The organism is Paraburkholderia sp. SIMBA_053 (genome assembly GCF_046534895.1).
Taxonomy (GTDB): Bacteria; Pseudomonadota; Gammaproteobacteria; order Burkholderiales; family Burkholderiaceae; genus Paraburkholderia; species Paraburkholderia caledonica.
On sequence record NZ_JAWRXU010000009.1, the window covers coordinates 42,353 to 68,001 of the forward strand.

Annotated in this window: 23 protein-coding genes; 8 read left to right on the forward strand and 15 right to left on the reverse strand. The window is 63.0% G+C overall.

Annotated elements, in window-relative coordinates; translation table 11 throughout:
* Window positions 1–67: 67 nt before the first annotated feature.
* Complete coding sequence (locus SB753_RS24010) at window positions 68–1,489, reverse strand: DUF1254 domain-containing protein (protein WP_410802174.1); 1,422 nt, start codon at window positions 1,487–1,489, stop codon at window positions 68–70.
* Between the two features lie 327 nt (window positions 1,490–1,816).
* On the opposite strand from SB753_RS24010, the gene SB753_RS24015 reads away from it, so the two are divergent.
* Window positions 1,817–4,132, forward strand: coding sequence for a heavy metal translocating P-type ATPase (locus tag SB753_RS24015; RefSeq protein ID WP_410802366.1), 2,316 nt, complete (start codon window positions 1,817–1,819; stop codon window positions 4,130–4,132).
* A gap of 152 nt (window positions 4,133–4,284) precedes the next feature.
* The gene (locus SB753_RS24020; RefSeq protein ID WP_410802175.1) at window positions 4,285–6,258 is read left to right on the forward strand and encodes a Cache 3/Cache 2 fusion domain-containing protein; all 1,974 of its coding nucleotides are present in this window, start codon (window positions 4,285–4,287) and stop codon (window positions 6,256–6,258) included.
* A gap of 40 nt (window positions 6,259–6,298) precedes the next feature.
* Here the strand turns inward: SB753_RS24020 and SB753_RS24025 are convergent, their stop codons facing one another.
* Window positions 6,299–6,952 (reverse strand): glutathione S-transferase family protein, encoded by a 654-nt coding sequence (locus tag SB753_RS24025; RefSeq protein WP_131316367.1) that lies wholly within the window; start codon window positions 6,950–6,952, stop codon window positions 6,299–6,301.
* Between the two features lie 216 nt (window positions 6,953–7,168).
* Here SB753_RS24025 and SB753_RS24030 point away from each other — a divergent pair, with 216 nt between their 5' ends.
* Entirely contained in the window at window positions 7,169–8,632 is a 1,464-nt protein-coding gene (locus SB753_RS24030) for a polyhydroxyalkanoate depolymerase (RefSeq protein ID WP_410802178.1), read from the forward strand.
* A gap of 38 nt (window positions 8,633–8,670) precedes the next feature.
* Here the strand turns inward: SB753_RS24030 and SB753_RS24035 are convergent, their stop codons facing one another.
* The 6 genes from SB753_RS24035 to SB753_RS24060 form a co-directional block, all read right to left on the reverse strand.
* Window positions 8,671–9,282, reverse strand: coding sequence for a flavin reductase family protein (locus SB753_RS24035; RefSeq protein WP_410802179.1), 612 nt, complete (start codon window positions 9,280–9,282; stop codon window positions 8,671–8,673).
* A gap of 153 nt (window positions 9,283–9,435) precedes the next feature.
* Window positions 9,436–10,380 (reverse strand): 3-hydroxyacyl-CoA dehydrogenase family protein, encoded by a 945-nt coding sequence (locus SB753_RS24040; RefSeq protein WP_410802181.1) that lies wholly within the window; start codon window positions 10,378–10,380, stop codon window positions 9,436–9,438.
* Between the two features lie 129 nt (window positions 10,381–10,509).
* Window positions 10,510–10,815, reverse strand: coding sequence for a hypothetical protein (locus SB753_RS24045; RefSeq protein WP_020068568.1), 306 nt, complete (start codon window positions 10,813–10,815; stop codon window positions 10,510–10,512).
* 440 nt (window positions 10,816–11,255) lie between these two features.
* Window positions 11,256–11,414, reverse strand: a complete 159-nt coding sequence (locus tag SB753_RS24050; protein WP_020068569.1) for a hypothetical protein — start codon at window positions 11,412–11,414, stop codon at window positions 11,256–11,258.
* A gap of 370 nt (window positions 11,415–11,784) precedes the next feature.
* A complete protein-coding gene (locus SB753_RS24055) occupies window positions 11,785–13,131 on the reverse strand; it encodes a hypothetical protein (protein WP_410802184.1) in 1,347 nt (448 codons plus the stop codon).
* 129 nt (window positions 13,132–13,260) lie between these two features.
* On the reverse strand, window positions 13,261–13,947 hold the full coding sequence (locus tag SB753_RS24060; RefSeq protein WP_410802186.1) for an MgtC/SapB family protein: 687 nt from the start codon (window positions 13,945–13,947) through the stop codon (window positions 13,261–13,263).
* A gap of 258 nt (window positions 13,948–14,205) precedes the next feature.
* Here SB753_RS24060 and SB753_RS24065 point away from each other — a divergent pair, with 258 nt between their 5' ends.
* Window positions 14,206–15,315 (forward strand): AGE family epimerase/isomerase, encoded by a 1,110-nt coding sequence (locus SB753_RS24065; RefSeq protein WP_310069878.1) that lies wholly within the window; start codon window positions 14,206–14,208, stop codon window positions 15,313–15,315.
* A 605-nt stretch (window positions 15,316–15,920) separates the two neighbouring features.
* A complete protein-coding gene (locus SB753_RS24070; protein WP_006047528.1) occupies window positions 15,921–16,124 on the forward strand; it encodes a cold-shock protein in 204 nt (67 codons plus the stop codon).
* 111 nt (window positions 16,125–16,235) lie between these two features.
* Here the strand turns inward: SB753_RS24070 and SB753_RS24075 are convergent, their stop codons facing one another.
* Window positions 16,236–17,858, reverse strand: a complete 1,623-nt coding sequence (locus SB753_RS24075; RefSeq protein ID WP_204523366.1) for a methyl-accepting chemotaxis protein — start codon at window positions 17,856–17,858, stop codon at window positions 16,236–16,238.
* A gap of 269 nt (window positions 17,859–18,127) precedes the next feature.
* On the opposite strand from SB753_RS24075, the gene SB753_RS24080 reads away from it, so the two are divergent.
* Window positions 18,128–18,562: a PaaI family thioesterase gene (locus tag SB753_RS24080; RefSeq protein ID WP_020068575.1), complete on the forward strand. Its 435-nt coding sequence runs from the start codon at window positions 18,128–18,130 to the stop codon at window positions 18,560–18,562.
* Window positions 18,563–18,601: 39 nt separating this feature from the next.
* Here SB753_RS24080 and SB753_RS24085 read toward each other — a convergent pair whose 3' ends face one another.
* The 6 genes from SB753_RS24085 to SB753_RS24110 form a co-directional block, all read right to left on the reverse strand.
* On the reverse strand, window positions 18,602–19,450 hold the full coding sequence (locus tag SB753_RS24085; RefSeq protein WP_410802189.1) for an ureidoglycolate lyase: 849 nt from the start codon (window positions 19,448–19,450) through the stop codon (window positions 18,602–18,604).
* Between the two features lie 78 nt (window positions 19,451–19,528).
* Window positions 19,529–20,272: an SDR family oxidoreductase gene (locus tag SB753_RS24090; protein ID WP_020068577.1), complete on the reverse strand. Its 744-nt coding sequence runs from the start codon at window positions 20,270–20,272 to the stop codon at window positions 19,529–19,531.
* Between the two features lie 39 nt (window positions 20,273–20,311).
* Window positions 20,312–21,142, reverse strand: a complete 831-nt coding sequence (locus SB753_RS24095; RefSeq protein ID WP_408491884.1) for an amidohydrolase family protein — start codon at window positions 21,140–21,142, stop codon at window positions 20,312–20,314.
* Window positions 21,143–21,150: 8 nt separating this feature from the next.
* Complete coding sequence (locus SB753_RS24100) at window positions 21,151–22,191, reverse strand: aldo/keto reductase (protein ID WP_410802191.1); 1,041 nt, start codon at window positions 22,189–22,191, stop codon at window positions 21,151–21,153.
* 80 nt (window positions 22,192–22,271) lie between these two features.
* Window positions 22,272–23,597 carry a UxaA family hydrolase gene (locus tag SB753_RS24105; protein WP_410802193.1) on the reverse strand — a complete coding sequence of 442 codons (1,326 nt, stop codon included), beginning with the start codon at window positions 23,595–23,597 and terminating at the stop codon, window positions 22,272–22,274.
* Between the two features lie 42 nt (window positions 23,598–23,639).
* Window positions 23,640–23,963 (reverse strand): UxaA family hydrolase, encoded by a 324-nt coding sequence (locus SB753_RS24110; protein WP_410802194.1) that lies wholly within the window; start codon window positions 23,961–23,963, stop codon window positions 23,640–23,642.
* Window positions 23,964–24,174: 211 nt separating this feature from the next.
* Between SB753_RS24110 and SB753_RS24115 the strand changes: the two genes are divergently transcribed.
* Entirely contained in the window at window positions 24,175–24,963 is a 789-nt protein-coding gene (locus SB753_RS24115) for an IclR family transcriptional regulator (RefSeq protein ID WP_027804729.1), read from the forward strand.
* A gap of 109 nt (window positions 24,964–25,072) precedes the next feature.
* Window positions 25,073–25,618 (forward strand): hypothetical protein, encoded by a 546-nt coding sequence (locus SB753_RS24120; RefSeq protein ID WP_410802196.1) that lies wholly within the window; start codon window positions 25,073–25,075, stop codon window positions 25,616–25,618.
* The last annotated feature ends 31 nt before the right edge of the window (window positions 25,619–25,649 follow it).

Here is a 25,649-nt window from a genome sequence, read left to right on the forward strand (position 1 = left end):
CTGCCGTAACGGACGCGCTGATCGGCCTTCGAATCTCCCGGACCAGCGTGCAGCAGACTCGTGCGAATTACTGACGCACGACGGCCGGCGGTTGCCAGTTGCCGTCGGTGGCTTGAGGCTTCGGCGCGTACAAACGCAGCACCAGTTGCAGATCCGCGCGCGGCGCCGGCAGCCAGTTGCCGCCCTTGCCGCGCGTGGACGACACGGTCACGTCGAGCGATCCGTCGCGATTGCGGCGCGCGCCGTTGCGATCGCCCACCGCGATACGCGCCGGCGCACTTTCGCCGAGGGCGCCGTCTTTCGTGTAAGCGGTGATCGACCAGAAGCCGCGCACCGGCGGCAACTGATTCGGCTCAAAGTGAATCACGTAGCGATTCGCACCGTTGAGTGCGTGACCGTCGCTGTCCTGAGTGACGACCGCTCGCACTTCGTCGTCTTTGGTGCCGATGCCGGGCTGCGCGTAGGCGGCGTATGCGCGCAGTGCGTAGTCGGGGCCGTAGTTGCCCACGCCATCGCCGAACCAGCTCCAGCCATTTCCGGTCAGCAAGTTCGACGGCGGCGTGACCACGCGTTCGTGACCGTCGGCGAGCCCGGCTGCAATTGCCTCCGATGCGCCAGGCAGCTTGACGGGCTGGTCCGGCGTCACACCAAGGTCGGAGAGGATTTTCAGCGCATGCGGATCGGCAGGCTCCGGCGGGTTGTCGGCCAGGGCCTGCGCGAGCCGGTTGAAGAAGCCATTCGCGTCGAGCGCTGCAACTTGCGCGGCAGGCGTGCCCGATGCGTTCGCGGAAGCGGCGGCATCGGCACTGCTACGCGGCGGCGTAATCGACGCCGAACGCGCGTCGCCCACATAGACGGAAAGCGGCGCGACGCGGATCGCCCGTTGCAGCTTGCGAACCGCGGTCAGATCACGCGTGCCGTTCGACTGGATGCGCACGCTCACCCATGCGTTGCGGGTCGGCACATCGACGCGCTTCACGTTTTTCGGCAGATCGCCCTGCCAACCCGGTCCGACGAAGGCGATGGCTTGAGCCTTGATGCCAGCCGCGCGGGTGGCGAACTGATCGCTCGTCGACCAGACCACGTTGGTCCACATGTCGAGCACACGAGCGTCGACGTAGCGGCCATGCGAATCAGGCAGCGCAATGATCACGGGTTCCGCGCCGACATCAAGCCAGCCGGTCGAATCCAGCGTATCGAGGCTCGGCTGCATCGGATTGGCCGCGCCGATGGGCGGCAGCGCCTGCGCATGGCGCAGCGTATTGAGCGGCGCCCGGCCGGGGTCGGTGCCGACTGCCGCGTCGCGTGCGACGCCCATCAATACCAACGGATAGCCGAACACGTAAGAATCGGCGACTTCGTCCTTAATCCAGCCAGTGGATTTTTGCGTCGTGGAAGGCGTCGACGCACAACCGGTGAGGAATGCGAGGCCCGCGACGGATACGCAGGTCCAGTAATTCGAAAACAGTGCTCGGCGATTTTTTATCATTCGTTCAGTGGGCGGAACATGCTGTCCAAAAGGGAGACGCCGGCGCGAGCGCAACGGTGCTCGCGCGGTCTCCCAAAACCCAGCGCAGCCAGTCCGCGTCGCATCGCCGACAACATCGCGTTGTATCGTATCCGCGCTTCTCAGGCAAGCGCAAAGGCGTGAATAGCATTTTGTTTCCGAAGCGCGGCGCGATTTCCGGTAACGACGGCTCGCCCCCTGTTCCGGAACGTCTCGAAGTCGCGTTTCAGGCATGAGCTTGACCTTCCCATCATGGGAAGGTCGATACTAGACTTCATCATGCCGCTCAATGCCGCCAGCCTGCCCACCATGACCGAACTTGCCACTGCTCCACACGACGCCGACGCCACCCCGACTCGTACCGCCGAACTCGAAATCGGCGGGATGACCTGCGCCTCTTGCGCGATGCGCGTCGAGAAGGCGCTGGCGAAGGTGCCGGGCGTCGCCTCCGCATCCGTGAATCTGGCCACCGAGACCGCGAGCGTCAACCTGACTGCAGCCGCAGCCGCCGCCGCGTCGGACGCGCTGATCGCCGCCGTCAAGAAGGCCGGCTATGAAGCCGCGCTGCTCGCGCCGCCGGATGCAGCGCCGGAACCAGCCGATGCCGGCGTTGCGAGCGCTCCCGAAACGACCGCCGGCGCCGCCGTCCCCACCGCCGCCGAGCGCAAACGCACCCAGACGCGTCGCGAACTGGTAGCCGTGCTCGTCTGCGCGTTGCTGACGTTGCCGCTCATCGTGCCGATGTTGGGCGAATGGTTCGGCGTGCACGCGATGCTTCCGCCGTGGCTGCAATTCGGCCTCGCGTCGATCGTGCAGTTCGTGTTCGGCGCGCGCTTCTATCGCGCGGCTTACCGCGCCGTGCGCGCCGGCGCCGGCAATATGGACTTGCTGGTGGCGCTCGGCACGTCGGCGGCCTATGGCATCAGCGTGTATCAATTGGCCACTCATCCAGACGACGCGATGCACCTTTACTTCGAAGCCTCGGCCGTCGTCATTACGCTGGTGCGCTTCGGCAAATGGCTCGAAGCGCGCGCCAAGCGCCAAACCACCGACGCAATCCGCGCACTGCAGGCGCTGCGTCCCGACCGGGCCCGCATTCGCGTCGGCGCGGACGAGCGCGAAGTGCCGCTCACGCAAGTCAAGGTGGGTACGGTCGTGATCGTGCGGCCGGGCGAACGGGTTCCGGTAGATGGCGCGGTGCTGGAAGGCCGCACTCACATCGACGAGTCGCTGATTACCGGCGAGAGCATGCCGGTGGCCAAACAGACGGGCGACGCGGTGACCGCTGGCTCCATCAACGGCGAAGGCGCCATAGCGGTCACGACAACCGCGATCGGCGCCGAAACGACACTCGCGCGGATCATTCGCCTCGTCGAGAGTGCGCAGGCGGAGAAGGCGCCGATCCAGCGGCTCGTCGACCGCGTCAGCGAAATCTTCGTGCCGGCGATCCTGGCCATTGCCGCGCTCACGCTGATCGGCTGGCTGCTGGCCGGCGCCGGCGGCGAAACAGCGATCCTGAACGCGGTCGCCGTGCTGGTGATCGCCTGCCCCTGTGCGCTCGGACTCGCGACGCCCGCGGCGATCATGGCCGGAACCGGCGTCGCGGCGCGCCACGGCGTGCTCATTAAAGACGCCGAGGCGCTGGAAACCGCGCATCGAGTGAATGTTGTTGCGTTCGACAAAACCGGCACGCTGACGATCGGCCAACCATCGGTGACCGCGTTCGAACCGGTCGGCAGCATGGGCCGCGACGAAGCACTGGCGCTCGCCGCCGCGGTGCAGCGCCAAAGCGATCATCCGTTGGCGCGAGCCGTCGTCAAGGCGCATGAAGCGGCGGCGCCCGGTGCGCGAGTGCTTACTGCGAGCGCCGCACGGGCCGTCGCCGGTCGTGGCGTCGAAGCGGACGTCGAAGGCCGCGCGCTAGCGCTCGGCAGCGCGCGCTGGCTTCGCGAACTTGGCATCGGCCTGCCGCCGGAAGCCGAGGCGCGCGCCCGCGAACTGGAAGCCGCAGGCAATACGGTGTCCTGGCTCATGCAGCGCGATTCACAATCAGGTGTCGCGCTCGCGCTGATCGCGTTCGGCGACACGGTAAAGCCGACGGCGCGCGCCGCAATCGACAGGCTTCGGGCAATGGGCGTCAAAAGCGTGCTCGTCACCGGCGACAACCGGGGCAGTGCGGCGAGCGTTGCAAAAGCGCTCGGCATCGACGAATTTCATGCGGAAGTGCTGCCGGATGACAAGGCCCGCGTGATCCGCGATCTGAAAATGCGCAGCGCGGGCATCGTCGCGATGGCCGGCGACGGCATCAACGACGCGCCCGCACTGGCCGCCGCCGACATCGGCATCGCCATGGCAACCGGCACCGACGTCGCGATGCATGCAGCCGGCATCACATTGATGCGCGGCGACCCGGCGCTCGTCGCCGATGCGATCGATATTTCTCGCAAGACCTGGCGCAAGATCCAGCAGAACCTGTTCTGGGCGTTCGTGTACAACCTGATCGGCATTCCACTCGCCGCTTTCGGCTTGTTGAACCCGATGCTGGCCGGCGCGGCAATGGCATTCTCCAGTGTCAGCGTCGTCACGAATGCGCTGTTGTTGCGCACGTGGAGGGCGAAGGTTTGACGCCAAGGCGCTCGCCACGAGCGCCTCACTATTACAGAAGGCTTCCACTTTCCTAAAGAAAGCGCCGATTGCGGCCGTAAACCAGACACGTTGCCGGAGAGTGCCTCCGCACTAGCCGTGCCTCGTTTGTCCCCTTTACTCCGCATACGCCCATGGAATTTCTCTCTTTGCGCCGCGCCAGCGTCGGCGCCCGGCTCGCCGTTCTGTCATGCGTGCTGGTGGCGTTGATTTTCGCCTCCTTCACGTGGGCGCTCACGCGCAGCGCCGGCAAGCAGGTCAGCGACCAGGTGCTCGAGCGCATCGCCGAAAAGGACCGCTCGATCGCCGCGATGATCACGTTGTTCGACAAGGCGTTGTCTACCGAAGTCGACCGCTCGACGTCGATGTTCGCGAGCTTCCTGCCCACTACCTACACGCTCGACGAAACGCAGAAGATCGACGTAAACGGTGTGGCCACGCCCACGTTCAAGGCCGGCGACAAAGTCCTGAACATGGATTTCAGCATTCCGGACCAGTTTCTCGAACGCAGCGGCGCAGTCGCGACCATCTTCGCCCGCACCGGCGACGACTTCGTGCGCGTGACAACATCGCTGAAGAAACAGGACGGCTCGCGCGCGATCGGCACGCTGCTCGACCGCAAAGGGCCGGCTTACGCGCTTCTCGTCGCGAACAAACCTTATACGGGGCTCGCAGCGCTATTCGGCAAGCGCTGGATCACGCAATACCGGCCGGTTACCGATGCAAGCGGCCGTGTGATCGGCGCGCTGTTTGTCGGCGTGAACGTCGATCAGGAAATCCAGCAGGTCGAAGACGGCATTCGCAACCTGAAGATCGGCGACAGCGGGTATTACTTCGTGCTCAACGCGTCGAAGGGCCCGGATCGGGGCAAGCTGATCGTGCATCCGGCCGCCGCCGGCCAGGCCGCGGACAATGCGAACGCGCCGTATCAGCAGATGCTCGACATGAAGGAAGGCCGGCTCGAATACAGTTCCGCCGACGCCACGCTCGGCGAGAAAGGCGGGCGCAGCAAGTTCGTTTCGTTCATCACGGTGCCGGAGTGGCAATGGCTGGTAGGCGGCATTGCGCCGCGCGACGAGGTAATGGCCGATATCACCGCCACGCGCAATCGCTTCCTGGTACTCGGCTTTGTGCTGGTCGGCGTGTTCGCGGTCGTGTTCCTGTTTGCGGTGCGGCGCCTCGTCAGCCGGCCGCTCGATGAAGCCGCGAGGGCGTCTGAACGCTTCGCCTCGGGCGATCTGAGCGTACGCGTGGCGAAAAGCGCGAGCAGCCGCGCCGACGAGATTGGCCGCCTGATGCGCTCGATCGACGGCATCGGCGAAGGACTTGCACGCATTGTTTCGCAAGTGCGCAGCGCGTCCACCGATATGTCGCACGGCACCGAGAAGATCGCCACGGGCAGCGGCAACATTGCGTCGCGCATCGCCACGCAAGCGAGCAGCCTTGAAGAAACGGCGGCGAGCATGGAGCAGATCACATCGACGGTGCAGCAGAACGCCGACCACGCGGCACAAGCGAACAACCTCGTCACGCGCGCTGCGGACGCGGCGCTCGAAGGTGGCCGTGCAGTGGAACGCGTTGTGTCGACGATGGGCGAGATCAGCCGCTCGTCGCAAAAGATTGCGGAGATCACGAGCGTGATCGAAGGCATTGCGTTTCAGACCAATATCCTTGCGCTGAACGCAGCCGTCGAAGCCGCCCGCGCGGGCGAGCACGGAAAAGGCTTTGCGGTGGTCGCCTCGGAAGTACGCGCGCTCGCTCAGCGCAGCGCGGCTTCGGTCAAGGAGATCGAAGGTCTGATCGCCGAATCGACGGCGACCGTGCAAAGCGGCTTCCAGATTGCCGAGCAGGCCAGCACGACGATGCAAGGCATCGTTCAGCAGGTCGGCCAGGTCCGCGCGATCATGGGCGAGATCAGCGTTGCGTCGCGCGAACAATCGGGCGGAATCGAGCAGGTGAACCTCGCGGTCACGCAGATCGGCGAAGCCACACAGCAGAACGCGACGATTGTCGGCGAAGCGGAAGACGCGGCTGCCGAACTACGGGATCACGCCGCGCGTCTTGCGCAAGTGGTCAGCGTCTTCAAACTGGAAAGCGGGCGGGACTGAGTCGCCGCGGATCGCGGTCGGGTTGTAGAAGCGTCGGTCGTCAGAATTCGACATCCAGTTCGTCGATCTCGTCGGCTTCCTGCTGCGCGTCCGCGATCCATTGCTGCATGTCGGGCAGAGCCATGATGCGCTGCCCGTATTCAGCGATATGCGGTTCGAGCTTCACGTCGTATGTCACGAAACGCGTCACGACCGGCGCATACATGGCATCCGCAGCAGTGCGCTCGCCGAACAGGAACGGACCGCCGTACTGTTCCAGACACTCGTTCCAGATAGTCACGATCCGGTCGATATCCGACTGCGCGCGCGCCCAGACCTTGAAGTCGGGGAAGTGCGCCTTGAGGTTCATCGGCAGCGCGGAGCGCAGCGAAGCAAAACCCGAATGCATCTCGCCGCAAATCGAGCGGCAATGCGCTCGCGCGCGAATGTCTTCCGGCAGTAATGCTGCTTTAGGCCTGACTTCGTTCAGATATTCGGCGATGGCGAGCGTGTCCCAGATCTTGATGCCGTCGTGAAACAGACAAGGCACGAGAATCGAAGGCGACAGAAGTAGCAGTTCGGCGCGCGCCGCCGGATCGTCGATGGGCATCACGATCTCTTCGAACGGCAAGCCGCTGAACCGCGTCAGCAGCCAGCCGCGCAGCGACCACGACGAATAATTCTTGCTGCTGATGGTGAGCGTGGTATTCGCCATACGTATCCCCTCCTGATGAGGCGTTCAACCGACGCCCGACGGCGCACATGCACGTTGCCGTGCGCCGGTGCACCAAAGCGCGGCAAATCCGGACCGCTTTCACGACGCGCGCAAATGCTATGCCAATGTGCCGACGCGACTGCTGCGGGCAAACGCAATGGCATGTGACTTGCCTTCTATTCGGGCTCCTTCATTTCAACGCTCGCGCGCGGATGCATGAACCTGTTCGCCTATCCAACCTATCAAGCGTTCGCGGACATGATGCTGCCCATGCGTCACGGCGCGGCGCTGATGAACCGTTCGCTCGACACGTGGCCCGAGTTCGGCGCGACTTCGCATGGACGGTCGCTTCGCGCGGCTTGCGATCTGCTGACGCTCGCGGGCCTCACACCCGTGCGGCCACCGTTCGAAATCGACAGCGTGATGATGGACGGCAAGCCTGTTCCGGTCGTCGAAGAAGTCGCGGCGCACACTCCGTTCTGCTCACTGCTGCACTTTCGCAAGCAGACGACGGTGCCGGCGCCGCAGCCGCGCGTGCTCGTCATCGCGCCGATGTCCGGCCATTTCGCGACGCTGCTGCGCGGCACCGTGCGCACCATGCTCGCCGAGCACGACGTCTACATCACCGACTGGCATAACCCGCGCGACGTACCGCTGAGTCAGGGCCGCTTCGGGTTCGACGAATTCGTGCAGCACGTGATCGACTTCACCGAAACGATCGGACCTGGCGCGCATCTGCTCGCCGTTTGTCAACCGACCGTTGCGGCGTTAGCCGCCGTCGCGCTAATGGCCGCTGACGACAATCCCGCGCAACCCGCCAGCATGACGTTGATGGCGGGTCCGATCGACACGCGCATCAATCCGACGCGGGTCAACGAACTGGCGAAAAGCAAACCGATCGAGTGGTTCGAGAGAAACCTGATTAGCGCGGTACCGTTCGGCTTTGCAGGCGCGCATCGGCGCGTCTATCCGGGATTCGTGCAGCTGAGCGCGTTCATGTCGATGAATCTGACCCGGCATCTCGACTCGTTCGAAACCATGCATTACGAACGGGCCAAAGGATATCCGGCGAAAGCCGACACGATCTTCTCGTTCTACGAAGAATACTTCGCGACGATGGACCTGACCGCCGATTTCTACCTGGAAACCGTCGATACGGTTTTTCAACGGCACGCGCTGCCGTTAGGCGAACTCACGGTGATGGGCCGGCCGGTCGATCCGTCAGCAATACGCCGTACTGCGTTGCTTACCGTTGAAGGCGAAAAGGACGACATCTGCGCGGTTGGGCAGACGCTCGCCGCCCAGGACATGTGCGACAAGTTGCGGCCATACCTGAAGACACATCATGTGCAGACCGGTGTCGGGCATTACGGCGTGTTCAATGGACAGCGCTGGGAGCGGCAGATTTATCCGCGAGTGCGGGCCGTGATTTACGACAACGAACCTCGCGCCGTGCTGGTGAGTTCGCATGCGCGTACGATCCGGCCGGTGCCCGCCGCCGCGGCCGTTGCCGCCGAACTCATGGCCGCGGCGCCAGTTGCGTCCGCGGTGGATTCCGTCGAACAGTTGGATGCGAAAGCGGTGGTTGTACCGAATGCGCAGGATTCGGGGGAAAGCAGCGCTGCCGCTTCGGCCGCGAAGCCGCGGGCATCGCGTCGACGGCCGCCCGCAGCGCGGTGAAAGCCCGCTCGCACGCGCGGTCTGGACGCGGCGCCGTCTTATGCCGTCGGACGGAACATCTGAAACATGTTGCCTATTTCGGCGTAGTCCCCGCGATAACCGGCGCGCATGATGGGCTGAGCGGCGTGCGTGTCGAACAGACCGTCTTTCAGATACGCCTCGTTGATGTGCACGCCGACCACCTGGCCGAGCGACAGATAGTTGTCCATCGGCTTGCCGTCGAGACTATGCAGCCGCACCACCTGCAGCAGTTTGCATTCGAGCGCGGCCGGCGATTCTGCGACATGCGGCACCTGCACGTTGCGCCCAGGCGCTGGCGTGAGCCCGGCGAGTTCGAATTCATCGACGTGCGGCGGAACGGGCGCTGATGAACGGTTCATCTGCTCGGCGAGCGGTTTCGTTGCCAGATTCCAGACGAACTCGCCGGTCGCTTCGATGTTGGCAACGCTGTCTTTGCGGCCCTCGCTGCAAAAACCGATGATCGGCGGGGAGCTCGCGAACGCGCCGAAGAAGCTGTAAGGCGCGAGATTCAGCGTGCCTTCGGTGTCGCGTGAGGAGATCCAGCCAATCAGCCGTGGCGCGACGATGGCTTTGAACGGGTCATGCGCAAGGTTGTGGCCGGCGGCGGGGTCGTAAAAGTGATGGGACATGGAGCGGAGCGTGAAAAAGGCGACGGGTATTTATACCGCAGACTGACGGGCGGCACATTGGGCCAGACCGAAAACCTGCGATGACTGCCGTACGACACCACGGCAGCCACCTGCCCTCCCGTGGCATTTGTGCAAGTGCCGAGCCCTGGTTCGCTACCCTTGAGCAATGACGCGCTTGCGGCCTGCCTTGACTTGCGCGAGGTGTGCGTCGTCCCAGTCGTAGAAGCCCGCGCCGCTGCGCACGCCGACACGCCCCGCCTGCACCTGTTGGCGCAACAGGTCGAGCACGTTTTCGTCCTTCGCCAGTTCGGGCATCAGATGCGTGGAGATGTCGAGGAAAGTATCCAGCCCGCCCATGTCCGCGGCTTCCAGCGGCCCAACTATTCCCCACCGGCGGCCCAGCGACGCTTTCATGACGCGATCCACCACGTCCGGCGTCGCGGCGCCCGAGCGCACGATATTGAGCGCCTCGCGCAACACCGCGAACTGCAGGCGGTTGCCGACAAATCCGGGAATCGCTTTTGTGAGAATCACCGGCTCCATGCCGATTGCGCTCATCAATTCTGCGGTCTTGGCCGTGACGTCGGGCGCGGTCGCGCTTCCGGGCACCACTTCGACGAGCGGAATCATGTGCGGCGGATTCCAGAAATGCGCGATCACGAAACGCTCTTTTGCGACAAGCGGAGCGACGAGCTGATCCGGCGGGAAGCCGCTCGTATTGCTGGCCAGAATAGCGTTTGGGGCGAGAAGCACAGTCAGCTTCTCATACAGACGGTGCTTCAACTCGAGCACCTCGGGGATCGCTTCGATGACGAAATCCGCCGACCGCATGACGTCCAGTTCCGCGTGAGTCTCGATGAGGGCGAGCGCGGCCTCTTTGGCCTTCGAGTCGATGCGGCCGGCGTCGATCAATTCGTCGAGCACCGCTTCCGCTTTCGGCGCGACGCTCGCAAGACGCGCCGCGTCCACGTCGTGCACGACAGTCCGATATCCGTGCAATGCACTTTGCGTGGCGATGCCGACGCCCATCAGTCCCGTCCCAACCACTCCTATTGCTGCCTTCGCTGCCTTGCTCACGACCGCTCCCTTTGCTGACATCGACGAAAGCGTTAAAGGATAGCGCAGTACGCAATCCGACAATGCCGAATGCGACAAAGCCGGCCTTCCGCGAGGAAGAGCCGGCTTTGCCGGGTTCACGCCGCGCGAAGCGGCGCGGTCATGTGCGAATTAGTAGCGCGGGGGCGGACGATGTTCGTCACGACCGTGGTGACGCGGATCATAGTCGCGCGGATGGTGGCGCATCCAGTCGTCGTGATCCCAATAGCGGTGACCGTCGTAATAGCGGTCGCCATGCCAGCCGATGTTGATCGACACGCCCACCGGCATCATGTGCGGCTCTCCATACACGACCGGTCCCGGACCGCGTTCCACGATCACGCGTTCTTGTGCCGAAGCGCTGCCGGCTGCCAGCAAGGCGCCGCCCGCGAGCAAAGCTGCAATGATCGAACGCGATGTTTTGTTGAAGGCTTTCATAGTTCTCTCCCGTCAAGGTTGAATCGAGCCAGCGCCTTGCAGATCGGGCTTCGAAGTTCCGGCCCGTCAAGGACGCCCTGCGCTTGAAACCAACTTTAGCGACGCAACTCGCATGAAGACGTGAGCACTTGTAAGCGCACATTTCAAAGAAAGGGACGGATTGGGGAACCGCTATTTCGGTTCCGACGTCCGTCCGCATACGACTTTCGCGGCAATTCGTCCGGCTCGCGGGTTGCCAATAGGTGAGGCGCCGTTACATTCATTTCGGCCGGGAAATATTCGGCGACGAAAACAGCGTCGCCAAAGATAGATCGACGCCCTAACGAATGCCCAGATGAAACAAAGCCACGGCGCGCTTTCGCGGACCATGGCTTGAATGACGCACGCGCATTGACATGCGCACCCGGCGCGACGACCGCGCCCGGTTTCCAGACCTGTTATTAGTCGGACAGCTTGATGCCGAACAGCGTGGCTTGCGCCTTGCGCTGACGCTCTGCTTCCCGCGAACGCGCTGCGTACGAATAGTCCGAGTCAAGCGGCAAGTGGGGCGACGCAAAGAGGTCGCTGACCTTTTGGAACAATGCAAAGATGAAGCTCATGGCGACTCCCGGTTAGTACTGCATTTGCTAGGGTTTTCCCTTAAGATGAATTATAGGGTTTTCCCTAGGCAAAAGCTAGTGCAATGCAACATTAATTCGATGCGACGCGCTGTCGCGGCCTTTAGGCAGCAATATTGCGTTGCAGCATTACAACGTCCCTGTTTTATCGACGGCTTCGGTTGCGCGGCGATGGACATGGACGCGGGCGGGGCTTGGCTTCGAGATGGCTACGTGGCGCCCGGTTGGCGCGCTCTTGAGGATTCCCGAGGCGTTCGCACGCCTTTTACCGTGGACCGCGTCGGGCGAGGGGATGGAAGCTGCCGCCGCGGCCGGCGTTTCGCCGGCGCGGCAGGCAGCTGTTCGCAGGTTGTCAGTGCGAATTTGCGGTTTTCGGCTTTCTGATGTGCCGCGCGTGCATGGCGCGCTGGCCGTTCGCGGATTCCGGAGCCATGAGCGCCTGCTGCGGTGCGGGCGGCGGTGTGAGCGTGGGCGGGGCGGCATGGGCGGCTGCATTGGCCATCGCCATTTGTGTGTCGAGCACGCTGGCCATCGCGGTCTGCTGGCTTTGCAACATCTGTTCGATCCGATGCTGTTGCGCGGTGGTTTCGCGGGTGAGGCGCATAAGCAGCATGGTCTGCGTAATGCCGATCGCGACCGTCATGAGCAGCGCGCCGACCACAATCGACAGCATCCATTTCATCCGACGCGAATGGTCCGTCGCTGCACGGCGCTGGTCGGAGATCACGCCGTACAGCGCGTCGACGGTGTCGGCAAAGGCCGTTGCCCGCGCACGATCGAGTTCCGGGGCTGCGCGCTGCACGGCAGCGGCTTCCGCTCGTTGCGCTTCTTGCCAAGGTGCGGCGAACGCCGAGCCCACGTCGGCGGATGAAGCAGTGGCCGGCGTCTCACGCGTTGAGCGGTCCACCTCGGCCGATTCGTTCGCGTTGCGCGCCGATGCCGATGCTGACGTCGCGTCCCTCGCACTGACTTCACCCTGTGCGCTCGCGGCGGACCCTTCAGCTAAGTCCGCCTGATCTGCAACCGCCGCTCCCATCTTCCTGCCCGGAGCCGAACGCTGCGAAGATTTGCCGCCTGCCCCCGACCGGTTGCCCACCGCGGATCCCACCGTCTCGACCTCCCGCTCGGCTGCCTGACGCAGCGCGGTGACACTGCGCGCCACCGTCGCGGCGGCCATCGCGGGGGACAGCGGAGAAATAGCCTCGCGCGGCGATACTACTGTCTCATTCTGGTCATTCAAACCGACAGCCGACGCGGGATGCGCGGCGTCTGGCCCGGTCACTGTCGAGGGCTCGGTTTCGAGACCGCTCAATTGCGCGTCTATCAGGGCCGGCTCATCGGTCCTGGCTGCTCGAGGCGCACGGCGCGCCGCTTTTGCGTCGGCTGACGTGCTGTCGCTCGGCGTATCGAGCGCGCCCACGGCGGCCAGCACGACATCGGGCAGTTCGAAGCCGTGCAGCGTGCCCTGGCGAACGTCGATGTTCATCGTTTCCAGCGTGGCACGCGTCGGATCGTCGGGGAACAGGTCGAGCGTGCTGTCGTCGCGCGAGACGTCGCTCAGTTGTGCAAGGCGTTGTGCCGAGCGCGCGGCGCGCGCCAGCTTTTTTTCGGTTTCGGTCGAGACCGTGGCCTCGCGCCGCTTCTTTGTGGAAGCGTCGCGCCGAGGCCGGGATTGCGTGGATACTGCGGAATCTGCCATAGAGAAAAGAGCGGTCGTCGCGGGGAGCGGGCGCCGGCACCGCTCGTCAATGCCATTGGAATTTTTCGAGACCGCATTGTCGCATGGCGCCCTTCGCCACCGAAGCCATTCGCCGACGTTTTTCCGGTTTCAAGACGACGCGTCGTCCTGCCTGAACTCCCTGACACCGCGCAGTTGGCGCAAGCGCGTGCAGATCGCCTCGTACTCCACATTCGACACGCGATTCAGCGTAATCATGACCTCGTCGCATTCGGGCGTTTCGTCGCTTTGCTGCATGACGAACTGTTTGACGCGCGGGCTCGCTGCGCCAAGTTCGTCATGCAGCGAGTGAAACGTCATGGCGCCGCGCTCGACGAGCATGGTCACCTGGCGCCGCTGCTTGACCGTGATGAACCGCCGCTCAAGGGGCTTGATGCCCGCGAGGATGATCAGAATGATGATGGTCGCCGCGATCGACGCCGTGTAGAGCCCGCCGCCGACCGCCAGCCCGGTTGCGGCGACCGACCACAGGCTTGCCGCCGTCGTCAGTCCGCGGACGATTTCGCCGCGCAGCAGGATCGAACCGGCGCCAAGAAAGCCGATGCCCGAAACAACCTGAGCCGCCATCCGCGAGGGATCCAGCACGACATGCTCGCCTGTGAGCACTTCTGCGAAACCATACGCCGATACGATCATGATCAGCGCCGAACCCACGCATACCAGCATATGCGTGCGCAATCCGGCCGCCCACGAAAGACGTTCGCGCTCGAAGCCGATGACGCTGCCGAGCGCCGCGGCCAACACCAGGCGGGAGACGAGTTCGAGGTTACCCAGCATCGCGTTCTCTCCTTCTTGAAATTATTTGAGCGTTTTCCTCGTCGATTTTGGGCGCCGGATGCGTTCGGTTTCCATTATGCTAAGCCGCAGGCCGCCGCTGCCCGACGCTTGTCCCATGCGTGTCCCATGCGTGCCCCGCGTCTGCAACCTCAGCACGTGTGCCGGTGCGGCCGGCAATTGCACTACCGCTTGACGCACGCTCGCTGACACGAGCGCTTTGAAACACCGCGTTTGAAACATCGCGTTTGAAACAAGACTATGCCCAGCAAGAACCCTGACGCCGCCCCGGCCATCGCGCTCGCCGCGGGACTGCGCGAGCACTTCAACAACGTCATCCTACCGATGTGGCGCGGGCCCGGTTTCAACGGAGCGCTCAAACTGCCGTACGAAGCGCTCAGCGCGGAGCATCACCTTCCAGAGCCCGCGCAACGCTATCGGGCAATGGCCTGCGCGCGCCAACTCTTTGTGTTCTCCGAAGCCGGCGACGCAGCTCACGCGCAAGTCCTGTTCGACTCCCTTACGCACACTTTTCAGGACACAGAACACGGCGGTTGGTTCTACAGCGTCGATGAGCAAGGCGCTCCGCTCGACACCGCGAAAGACCTGTACACACATGCGTTCGTCGTCTTCGCCTGTGCGGAATATGGCCGACGCTCCGGCAATCGCGACGCGCTGGAGATCGTGCATCGCACGTCCGCGCTGATTCAGTCGCATTTTTCCGCTGAAGACAATCTCTTCAATGCTGCACTCACGGCCGACTTCACCGGAGTAACCGGCACACCGGTTCAGAACCCGTTGATGCATTTAACGGAGGCTTGGCTCGCGGCCCGCGAAGCTACGCGCGACAACGCTTTCGACGCCGCACTAAGGCGCCTGGCCGGCGCGGTCGCTCGTCACTTCGTGCATGCGCCGTCGGGCTGCATCGCCGAATTGCCGATTGGCACCGACGACAATCGCCTCGAGCCGGGGCATCAGTTCGAATGGTTCTGGCTGGCCAAGCGGGCAGGCGCGCTATTCGAGGGATCAGATCTGATGGAAACACTGACGCGCGCGTTCGATTTTGCGCAACGCAATGGTGTGGATCAGGAAACGGGCGGCGTCTGTGCGTCGCTCGATGAAAACGGTCGGATCAAAGATCCGACTCAGCGCATCTGGGCGCAAACGGAGTATTTGCGAGCACTAGCGAGCCACGACGAAGCCGTCGTGCGGGCCGATCTGCCGCGGCAAATCGAACTGTTCCAGCAACGTTTCTTGCGGCCGCAAGGCTGGTTCGAATGCAAAACTTCAACGGGTGAAGTAGCGCGCGCCGACATGCCGTCGACCACGCCTTATCACCTCGCAACGGCTTTCAACGCGTTGCCGGCCTGACACGGCAGGCCGACGTACAAGCGAGGCGAACGCTCTTTTTAGCGGCCTCGCCCTCAGTCGAGATCCGCCAAACATTCGCCGCGGCGCGACTCCCTCCCGCCGCCCAGTCGCTCAATACTCTTCGCGCTGCCAAGGGCCCCAATCGGCGCCGGCCGATCTGGTCCGCATATACGTTGCGCTTTGGCCAGTAGGCGTGTCGGACGTGCCGCCTTGCGGCTTACGGTCGGTGGTGTGGAGGGCAAAAGCCTGGCGGTCGTCGGCATCCACGGTGATTCGGCCGACGGGGTCTGGGGCGTCGTCTTGAGGTGATTTAGACTCCAATACCGCGAGATAGGGGGTCAAACGGCTCCAGAACGACGTAAGTTCTTCTTGCAAATAATGTGTCAATGTTTTTCCTGGAAGAGTAATACAAGCAGTTTACCCTACCCGGAGGCACGTCCTTTTTTGTGCCCTCGACGCCTCGAAAAGGCCGAAGCCGGGGAATACCCGAATACTGGTTGATTGGCGTCCATCATAAAGACGTGATACAACTCGTACTTCGCGCTCGATCTCGATTTGAGAAATAGCGGTCGCGAATGCAATACACAACATTTACTGGATCAAAAATGGCAACAGGTACTGTGAAGTGGTTTAACGATGCAAAGGGCTTTGGTTTCATCACGCCGGACGACGGCGGCGAAGACCTGTTTGCACACTTTTCGGAAGTTCAAGGCAGCGGCTTTAAGTCCCTGCAGGAAAACCAGAAAGTGTCGTTCGAAGTGAAGCAGGGCCCGAAGGGCAAGCAAGCTGCGAACATCACGCCGGCCTAAGTACCAACGGTACATTGAGGCACGCGTAGGCGCTTGCGCCTAATACAAGAATGGCCCGCTTCCGCGGGCCATTTTTCTTTTCTGGCTGCCCTATTTTTGAGCGCGAACCGATTAAATCGCGCGCATTCCCGACACCGCAAATTGCCCGAATTCCGCCGGCGTTTCGTCGATCTGTTGTGTGCGCAACACAGCCGCCGAAATTTCGAACACGGAAACCGCCTGCTTCAATTGCTGAGTCTGTTGATGCAGCGAAGCCGCCGCTGCCGCAGCCTGCTCGACGAGCGCCGCGTTTTGCTGCGTCATCTCGTCCATTTGCACAACCGCCTGGTTCACCTGCTCGATGCCCGTGCTTTGCTCGAGCGACGACGCGCTGATTTCAGCCATCATCTGCGTCACGCGCGAGATCGAGGCGGACACGTTGCTCATCGCTTCGCCGGCATGCTCGACGAGTGCCGATCCGCCCTGAATCTCGGCGACCGATTCGCTGATCAACGTCTTGATTTCCTTGGCCGACTGCGCGCTGCGCTGGGCCAGTCCGCGAACCTCGCCTGCCACGACCGCAAATCCGCGGCCCTGCTCGCCCGCGCGCGCCGCCTCGACGGCCGCATTTAGCGCGAGAATATTGGTCTGGAACGCAATGCCGTCGATCACCGAAATAATCTCAGCGATCTTGTCCGAGCTCTGCGCAATGCCGCGCATCTTGTCGACCACCTTGTCGACCACTTCGCTGCCGCGCGAGGTCGCCTCGAGGGCCGTTTCGGCGAGCGCGTTTGCTTCGCGCGCGTGATCGGCGTTCTGACGCACTGTGGCAGTCAATTCTTCCATGCTCGACGCCGTTTCTTCGAGCGATGCGGCCTGGTTTTCAGTGCGTGCGGAAAGATCGGCGTTGCCGGTCGCGATTTCATCGGCGCCGAGGTGAATGGAGTCGGCCGACTCGCGAACGGTCTGCACGGTGCGCGCGACGCTCGCCTGCATCTTGGCAAGGCCTGAGAACAGCCGGCCGATTTCGTTGGTGCCCCGGGCGGCGATCGGCTGATCGAGACGCCCTTGTGCGATTCGGTCGAAGTGACGGCCCGCTTCCTCCAGCGGTGCGACTACGCCACGGCGCAACGCCATATGCACCGCGAACGTCCCGCCGACCAGCGCCAGCAGAATCACAATGCTGACGACCCGGAACGCGGCCATGCGCGCGTCGATGGAATCGAGCGACGCGCGGCTCGCCGCATTGCCGAACTTCGTGAAGTTATGCAACTCGGTCAGATAGCCGTCCTGGAACGATTGCGTCGGCTGGTCGAGAAACGCCTGAATGTTGTTTGCGTCCAGAAACTGCGCCAGTTCCGTGAGCGCGCCATGCAGCTTCTTGTAGCGCTCGGCGAGGGCTGCGGCACGGGCGCCGTTTTCGTCGCTCGTTTTCGGGGCGCTCATGAACGCGTTGAACGATTGCTCGGCGGCCGTCAGCTGCTCGCGCGCATGCTGAACGATTTCGGTCGGCTCCGCGCCGCCGCGCACCATGCGCGTACCGGCCCGGGACAGGTTGATGCGGGCGTCCATCAGATGCTGCGTGGTTTCGTTGACGGCATCCACTTGCTTGAGCGCGATGTTCGAAAGGTCGCCAACGTCGTCATGGGTACGCGTGAGCGACCAGAAACCGAGACCTACCGTGACAAGCTGGAAAACGCAGAATGCGGCCAGGACACACAACAGGCCGGATGCGACCTTGATCTTGCTGAACATCGTGAACACCTGAAAGCAGAGAATGACGGGGAGTACCTCAGGGTTAACGGCAGCACCATTCTTTGCTTAAGGTCAAAAACTCCAAAGATCGCCTTACGTCGCGTTTACGTCGGCCAACGTCTGAATTCCTACCGTCGCAAGCAACAATGCGGGGCAGATATTTCCGATTCACCTTGACGGCGCGCGTTGGCGCTTCCTAGAGTGGGTAGGGACTGACGCGCGTACGCCAGTGCGCACTGCCACCGCAGGCCTTCCTCGAAGGAATCACAATGACCGACCTACTCGACCGGGCGCGCGGCGCACTGCACGCACAGCCGTTCAGCATGCTGTTAGGCGCAGAGCTGATGCACACGGGCACCGACGAACTGACGCTGAGCCTGCCGATCCGCGACGAGTTGCGGCAGCAGCACGGCTTCGTGCATGGCGGCGTAGTCAGCTATCTGGCGGACAACGCGCTGACCTTCGCCGGCGCACTATCGCTCGGGCCCAAGGTCGTGACGGGGGAATACAAGATCAATTACTTGCGCCCTGCGGTGAACGGCACGCTGATCGCGCGGGCGAAGGTGGTGTATGCGGGCCGCCATCAGGCGACCTGCCAATGCAACATCTTTGTGATGGACGGCAACCGCGAAAGACTCGTCGCGGTTGCGCAAGGCACGGTCAACCGGATCGGCGAGAACGGCGATCACGAACCGGCGAATTAACGCTAAAGCTTCAAACGCTCGCCGCCGGCTCCCAGCGGCTTACTCCGCTGCGTAGGTCTTCTGCGTTTGTTCGCCGAGACCTTCAATGCCGAGACGGATCGTCTGGCCGGGTTTCAGATACACCGGATTCGGCTTGACGCCCATGCCGACGCCCGGCGGCGTGCCCGTGGAAATGACGTCGCCCGGTTGCAGGCTCATGCACTGCGACACGTACGAGACCAGCTTGGCAACACCGAACACCATCGTCTTCGTGCTGCCGTTCTGATAGCGGTGTCCGTCCACTTCCAGCCACAGGCTGAGGTTCTGCGGATCGGCGACTTCGTCGCGCGTGACCATCCACGGGCCGATCGGGCCGAACGTATCGAAGCCCTTGCCCTTGTCCCAGGTGCCACCGCGTTCGATCTGCCATTCGCGCTCCGACACGTCGTTGATCACGCAATAGCCTGCGACGTAATCGAGCGCGTTCGCTTCGTCCACATACTTGGCCGGTTTGCCGATCACCACGCCAAGTTCCACTTCCCAATCGGTCTTCTTCGAGCCGCGCGGAATTTCCACGTCGTCATTCGGACCGGAGATCGCGCTCGTCCACTTGTTGAAGATGACCGGCTCAGCGGGCACGGGCAGATTCGACTCGGCCGCGTGATCCGCGTAGTTCAAACCGATGCAGATGAACTTGCCGATCTTGCCGACGCACGGGCCCATGCGCGGATTGCCGTCAACGACCGGCAGCGAAGCCGGGTCCAGCGCGCGCAGGCGGGCGAGGCCCTCGTCGGTCAGCGCCGCACCCTCGATGTCGGCAACTACGCCGGACAGATCGCGGATCTTGCCTTGCGCGTCGAGCAGGCCCGGCTTTTCCTGGCCTTTCGGCCCATAACGAAGCAGTTTCATCGTTGCACTTTCCTCTGGGTTCAGTGGTGTTCGGTTGTTACGTCAGTGCGCCGGCTTGCGACGCCCTGTATCTATGCGTCAATTCGACCAGCCGCCGTCGATCACATGAGCGTGACCCGTGGTGAACGCCGATTCGTCCGACGCGAGATAGAGCGCCAGCGCAGCAATCTCTTCGGCCTTGCCGATTCGGCCCATTGGCTGGCGCGCGACGAACGCCGCCTGCACGGCTTCGAGCGTTGCACCTTGCGCCGCGGCCTGCGCCGCGATCCGCTGTTCGAGCGACGGCGACGACACTGTGCCCGGGCAGATCGCGTTACAGCGTACACCACGCGTGACGAAATCCGCGGCAACCGACTTGGTCAGCCCGATCACCGCCGCCTTCGACGCGCTGTACGCAAAGCGATTCGGCACGCCCTTCACGCTCGACGCCGCCGACGACATATTGATGATCGAGCCGCCGCCGCGCTCCAGCATGGCGGGCAGGAATGCGCGAATCATCCGGTACATTGCCTTCGCATTGAGGTCGAACGCAAAGTCCCAGTCTTCCTCGCTGCATTCGAGGATCGAGCCCGCGTGCACGAAGCCTGCGCAATTGAACAGCACGTCGATCGGGCCGACTTCTGCGGCCAGCGCCTTGATGGCCTCGCCATCGAGCACGTCCAGCTTGCGCGCCTCGACGGGCTTGCCCGCGAGCCCGTCGATGCGAATGTCGGTGGCGATCACGCGCGCGCCTTCGCGCGCGAACATTTCGGCGGTTGCGAGGCCGATGCCCTGTCCCGCCGCGGTGATCAATGCTGTCTTGCCGGCCAGTCTTTGTGTCATCTACGACTCCAGTTGAATGGGCTAAACGTGTTCATCACGTCACAGTCGATAAAACGCGGCGGCGTTGCCGCCGAAAACCGCTTCGCGCTCGCCGTCGTCAAGCGACGCAAGCAGCGTGTTGGCCACCGAATGCCACAGCAGATAATCGCCGTTCAGTTCGAGCACGGGCCAGTCGCTGCCCCACATCAGCCGCGCGGGGCCGAACGTAGCAAGCAGGTGCTCGACGTATGGGCGTAGTGTCTCTTCGGTCCAGCCCGGCGACGCCTCGGTTGCGAGCCCCGACAGCTTGCAGTGCACGCCCGGCAGCTTCGCGAGCCGCGCGATTGCATCGGCCCATGTTTGCCAGCCGGCCTGACCGTAGCGGATGGGCGGCTTGGCGCCGTGATCGACCACGATGCGCAGCGACGGAAAACGCCGCACGAACGTTTCCACGTGGTCGACATGCCGTGCGTAGATCAGCGCGTCAAAGGCGAGGTCGTGCGCGATCAGCGCTTCGATGGCAGGCGCGAGATCGGGGTTCGCAATCCATGTATCGTCGGGCAGGTCTTGCAGCATGGGCCGCACGCCCTTGAACTTGGGCTCTTGCGCGAGCGCTCCGATCAAAGCGGGAGCCGTAGGCAGCAGGAGCGGCACCCAGCCGACCACGCCGGCAATGGACGGCTCGTCGCGCGCAATGTCGAGCAGATAACGCGTTTCGTCGATGGTCGGCGCCGCCTGCACCACGACCGTTCTCTCGATGCCCGCCCTCTCTCGCAACGGTTTCAGATCCGCGGGACCGAAAGGGCGGTACAGAATTTCGAGCTCCGGCGTAAGCCATTCATAGTCGCCGCGAGCGGGGTCCCAATAATGCTGATGAGCGTCGATATGCATCTTCACGTTCAGTTCTGTGGCGCGGGCGCGCGAGGGTCGAGCAAGCCTTCCTCGCGCAACGCGGACCACAAGGCCGCGGGAATCGGCAACTCGAACGACGCAGCGTTCTCACGCAATTCGTCGGCACTGCGCGCGCCGGTCAACACGGTGGCGACCGCCGGATGCGCATACGGAAACTGCAAGGCTGCGGCGGCGAGCGGCACGCCGAGGTTTCGGCAAACCGTCTCCAGTCGCGCCACTCGCTCGATGACTTCGCGCGGCGCCTCGCCGTAATTGAATTTCAGATCGCCTTCGACGCCGCGCGCCAAAATGCCCGAGTTGAACGCACCGCCTAACAGGATGCTGACGCCGCGCTTTTCGCACGCCGGCAAGAGGTCGTCGAGAGTCGCCTGTTCGAGAAGCGTATAACGGCCCGCGAGCAACGCGCAATCGATATCGAACTCGGCCATCGCGTCGAGTATCACGGCGCCTTCATTGACGCCGAGCCCCACGGCCTTGACCGCGCCGGCCGAGCGCAGTTCGTCGAGCGCGCGAAAACCACCGCCTTCGGTTAGTTGCCGCCAGTAATGAGGATTGTTTTCGCCGTGCGTGACCCGCCCAATGTCGTGGACCAACAGAATGTCGATATCGACGATGCCGAGGCGCTGCTGGCTGTCTTCGAACGAACGCAGAATACCGTCGTGCGTGTAGTCGTAAATCGCTTCGAAGGGCAGCGGATCCTGCCAGCCTTCGCTGCCGTCGTAGGGGTGGGTGCGCGGTACGAAACGGCGGCCCACTTTCGTTGACAACACATATTCGCTGCGTGGATAGCGGCGCAAAGCGTCGCCAAGACGATGCTCCGCTTTGGTGTGGCCGTAATGCGGCGCGGTGTCGAAGTAGCGCACACCGGCGTTCCAGGCGGCCGCGACGGTGGCGTGTGCTTCTTCTTCGGACAGATCGCGGTAGAGGCCGCCGAGCGGCGCTGTGCCGAGGCTCAATCCGGTTACTTGCAATGCGCTGCGGCCAACGCGGCGGCGTTGCTGGATTTTCGAACCGTTCGTTGCAGTCATTGAGCGTGTCTCCTTCTTGCTCCGGTCGCATGCAAGTGGTTGCTGTTGCATGCTCGTTTTATCACACGGCAAGGCAACGCTCAGTGCGGCGCCACGGTAACCACGCGTCGAGGCGCGACGGTGTTCGACGGCAAGCATGCCGGCCCGACCGGCTCGAACGTCTTGTACGTAAGAATGAATTCCTGATGACCCAGCATTTCCGACTTGGAAGGCGCACCTTGCGACACCGCCACCGTCTGCTCGAACACTTCGCGTCCCACTTCGTCGAGCGTGCCGCGGCCTTCCAGAATACGGCCCGCGTCCACGTCCATGTCGCCAGCCAGGTTCCGATACGTCGCGGGATTCGCGCATATCTTGATGACCGGCGAAATTGCCGAGCCGACCACCGAACCGCGTCCGGTCGTGAACAGAATGACATGCGCACCGCACGCGATCAGTTCGCCGATTTCCGCGTTATCGCTAATATTCGGGAAGCCGAACCGCGGCTCGCCGTCCGGCACCACATCGAGCAGATAAAGGCCGCCGGTCGGCGGAATATCGCCCGGCTTCACGATGCCCGCAATCGGCGACGCGCCGCTCTTCGCATACGCGCCTAGCGATTTCTCTTCCTGCGTGGTGAGGCCGCCGTCCGCGTTGCCGACCGCAAAACTACCGTGGCCGAGAATCGAGTAATAGCGCGCCGCTTTCGCGACGCACGCGACGATCGCGTCGCCCAGTTCCGGCCGCGCGGCGCGGGTCTTCATATGAAATTCGCAGCCTACCAGCTCGCCGGTCTCTTCGAAGATGCAGGTCGCGCCCGCGTCGATCAGATGATCGAACGCGCGGCCAACCGCCGGATTCGCGGTGATGCCGCTCGTGCCGTCCGAGCCTCCGCAGATCGTACCGATCACCAGCTCGCTGAGCGTCATTGGCACTTTCTCTTGTGCGGCGAGTTGCTTGCGCGCGCCGCGAACCCAGTCGACGCCATATTGGATCGTGCTGCGCGTGCCGCCCTTTTCCTGGATCGTCAGCACTTCGACGGGGCGGCCACTCGCGCGGACCACGTCGACGAGATAGTGCTTGTTCATGCTCTCGCATCCCAGCGAGACGAACAGCACCGCGCCGACGTTCGGATGCGTTGTGAGCCGCTCGAGCATTTTCTCCGCGTACTCATTCGGATAGCAGCCGGGAAAGCCGATCAGATGAACCGGCGGCTCGCGCCCGGCAGATCCGTCGGCAAGCGTGTCGCCGAACGCGTCGAGCGGCTCGCGAAACTGTGTGACGATCTCGCGCGCCACATGATGCGCGCACTCGACCAGATAAGCGACCGCGACGACATTGCGAATGCCTTTGCGGCCATCGCTGCGCGGATAGCCTTGCAGCATGGGCTGCTGCGCGGAGGCAGCTGCTACGGAAGTGTCAGTCATGGTCGTTCCACCGCAGCGCGAAGCCGCGTCGTTATGCGCGAATCAGTGATGTACGAATTGATGACCGGCGTCGTGCGTATAGGTCGGCAGGTAATCGCTTTCGAGGTTGTGCGTATGCAGATGCGCCCCGCGCTGCACCGCTTCAGTCACATGACCGATCACTGCGCCGTAGCGCAGCACCTTGTCGTTCTTCGCGAGATCGCGGCGCGCTACCTTGTGCCCGAGTTCGATGGTTTGCGAGAGAGTCACGCGCTCCCCTTCGATCTCCAGTTGCGTGCCGGCGTCGAGCCGCGCCGCCGCGATCAGGCAGTTGTCCTCGGGACTGAGCAGGATCAGACGCGGATCCGTTTGCGGGCGACTGGTCAATGAGTTCTCCGTTAGACCGTGGCGACGCATGCTTCGAGCGGACATGCTAATTCACCAATGAACGCATTATTCATATATGCACTTTTCGAAGTCAAGGGAAGTGCACTGCACCAATGGTCCGTGTTTTCCCTGGACGCATCCGCTCGCAGGAATCGGCCGCCGCACTTACACTCAAGCGCCAGGTACGAACAGCCCACGGAATGACCTTACGATGGACGCAGAAGACAAAGACGATGCCGACCGTTATCGCGCTCCTGCGCTCGACAAAGGTCTCGACATCCTGGAGTTGCTTGCAGAGCAGAAGCAAGGCCTCACGCGCGCCGAGATCACCAAGCTGCTTGGACGCAACGCGAGCGAGATGTACCGGATGCTCGAACGTCTGGTCGCCCGGCAATACGTGGTGCGTTCCGCGAGCGGCGATCGTTACTCGCTGAGCCTCAAGCTGTATGCGCTCGCCCATCGTCATCCGCCGATGAACCGGCTCATCTCCGAGGCGTTGCCGCTCATGCAACGTTTCGCGGATGCCGCCGAACAGTCGTGTCACCTTGCCGTGTATGACCGCGGCAATCTGCTTGTCATCGCGCAAGTGGACGGACCGGGCACCTGGGGCATGTCGGTGCGGCTCGGATCGCGGGTCGGCCTGATCGACACCGGCTCGGGCCGCGTGATGCTCGCATTCCAGACGATCGAGCAGCGCGCGCAGATGCTCGCCGAGCACACCAAGGTGAAGGGCGAAGTGACGATAGACCGCGACGCACTCGAAGCAGCGTGCGAACGGATTCGCGCCGCGGGTTTCTCGCAGAAGGACAGTCAGCAGACGTTCGGCGTGACCGACGTGACGTTTCCGATTCTGGGCCCGTCCGGCCAGGCAATCGCGGCGCTCACGTGCCCTTATCTGAAGCGTATCGACGAATACGTCGCGCCTACGCTCGCTGCCGCGACTACGCTGCTGCGCGAGACGGTTCAGGCGCTGTCCATGTTCAGTGAGAAGGTTGTCTGACGCGCGGCCGCCTGACTCGATGCAGACCGCTCGCGCGCATGGTTTAGAATGGCGACCCTCTCAAAAATGTCGCCGCATGAATCCGTTTATGCGCGCCCTTCGATAAGCAATGGCGAAACTTCTGACCGATTCCGAATTCCAGCGTTTTTCCGAACTCCAGCAGAAGCAATCGAGCTTCACGATCACGCCTGCAGAAGCCGACGAACTCCGCGACATCGTCGCTCATGCGCAAAAGCGGCGTGACGACCGTGCGGCAGCGATGAAGAGCATCGAGACTTTCATCCAGCAATTCGACATCAGCCCCGACGAACTGTTTTCACCCGAGCAGATTGGTGAAGCCGCGCGCACGTATGGCCTGATTCCCGCAGCCAAGAAAGAACGCGTGCTGCCGCCCTCGTTCACGTTCAACGGCAAGCCGTATCAATGGACGACGCGTCAGTTGCCGGACGATATCCGCGTGCCGCTATTCGATGCATTCAAGGCGGGGCAGTCGGTGAAGTCGTTTATCGCGACGCCGAAGGATTCGAGCCGCTGCGCGGCAACCATCGCGCGGCTGGAACGCGAAACCGGTGCGGTGTATGCGGATGCGTGGCTCGAAGAGTTGGCCGTCACGCGAGCGCAGGTCGATGAAGCGGCTGGGAAGCTGCCGGCCTGATCGCCTGCTGTTGCGGAGGTGCTCGCACCTT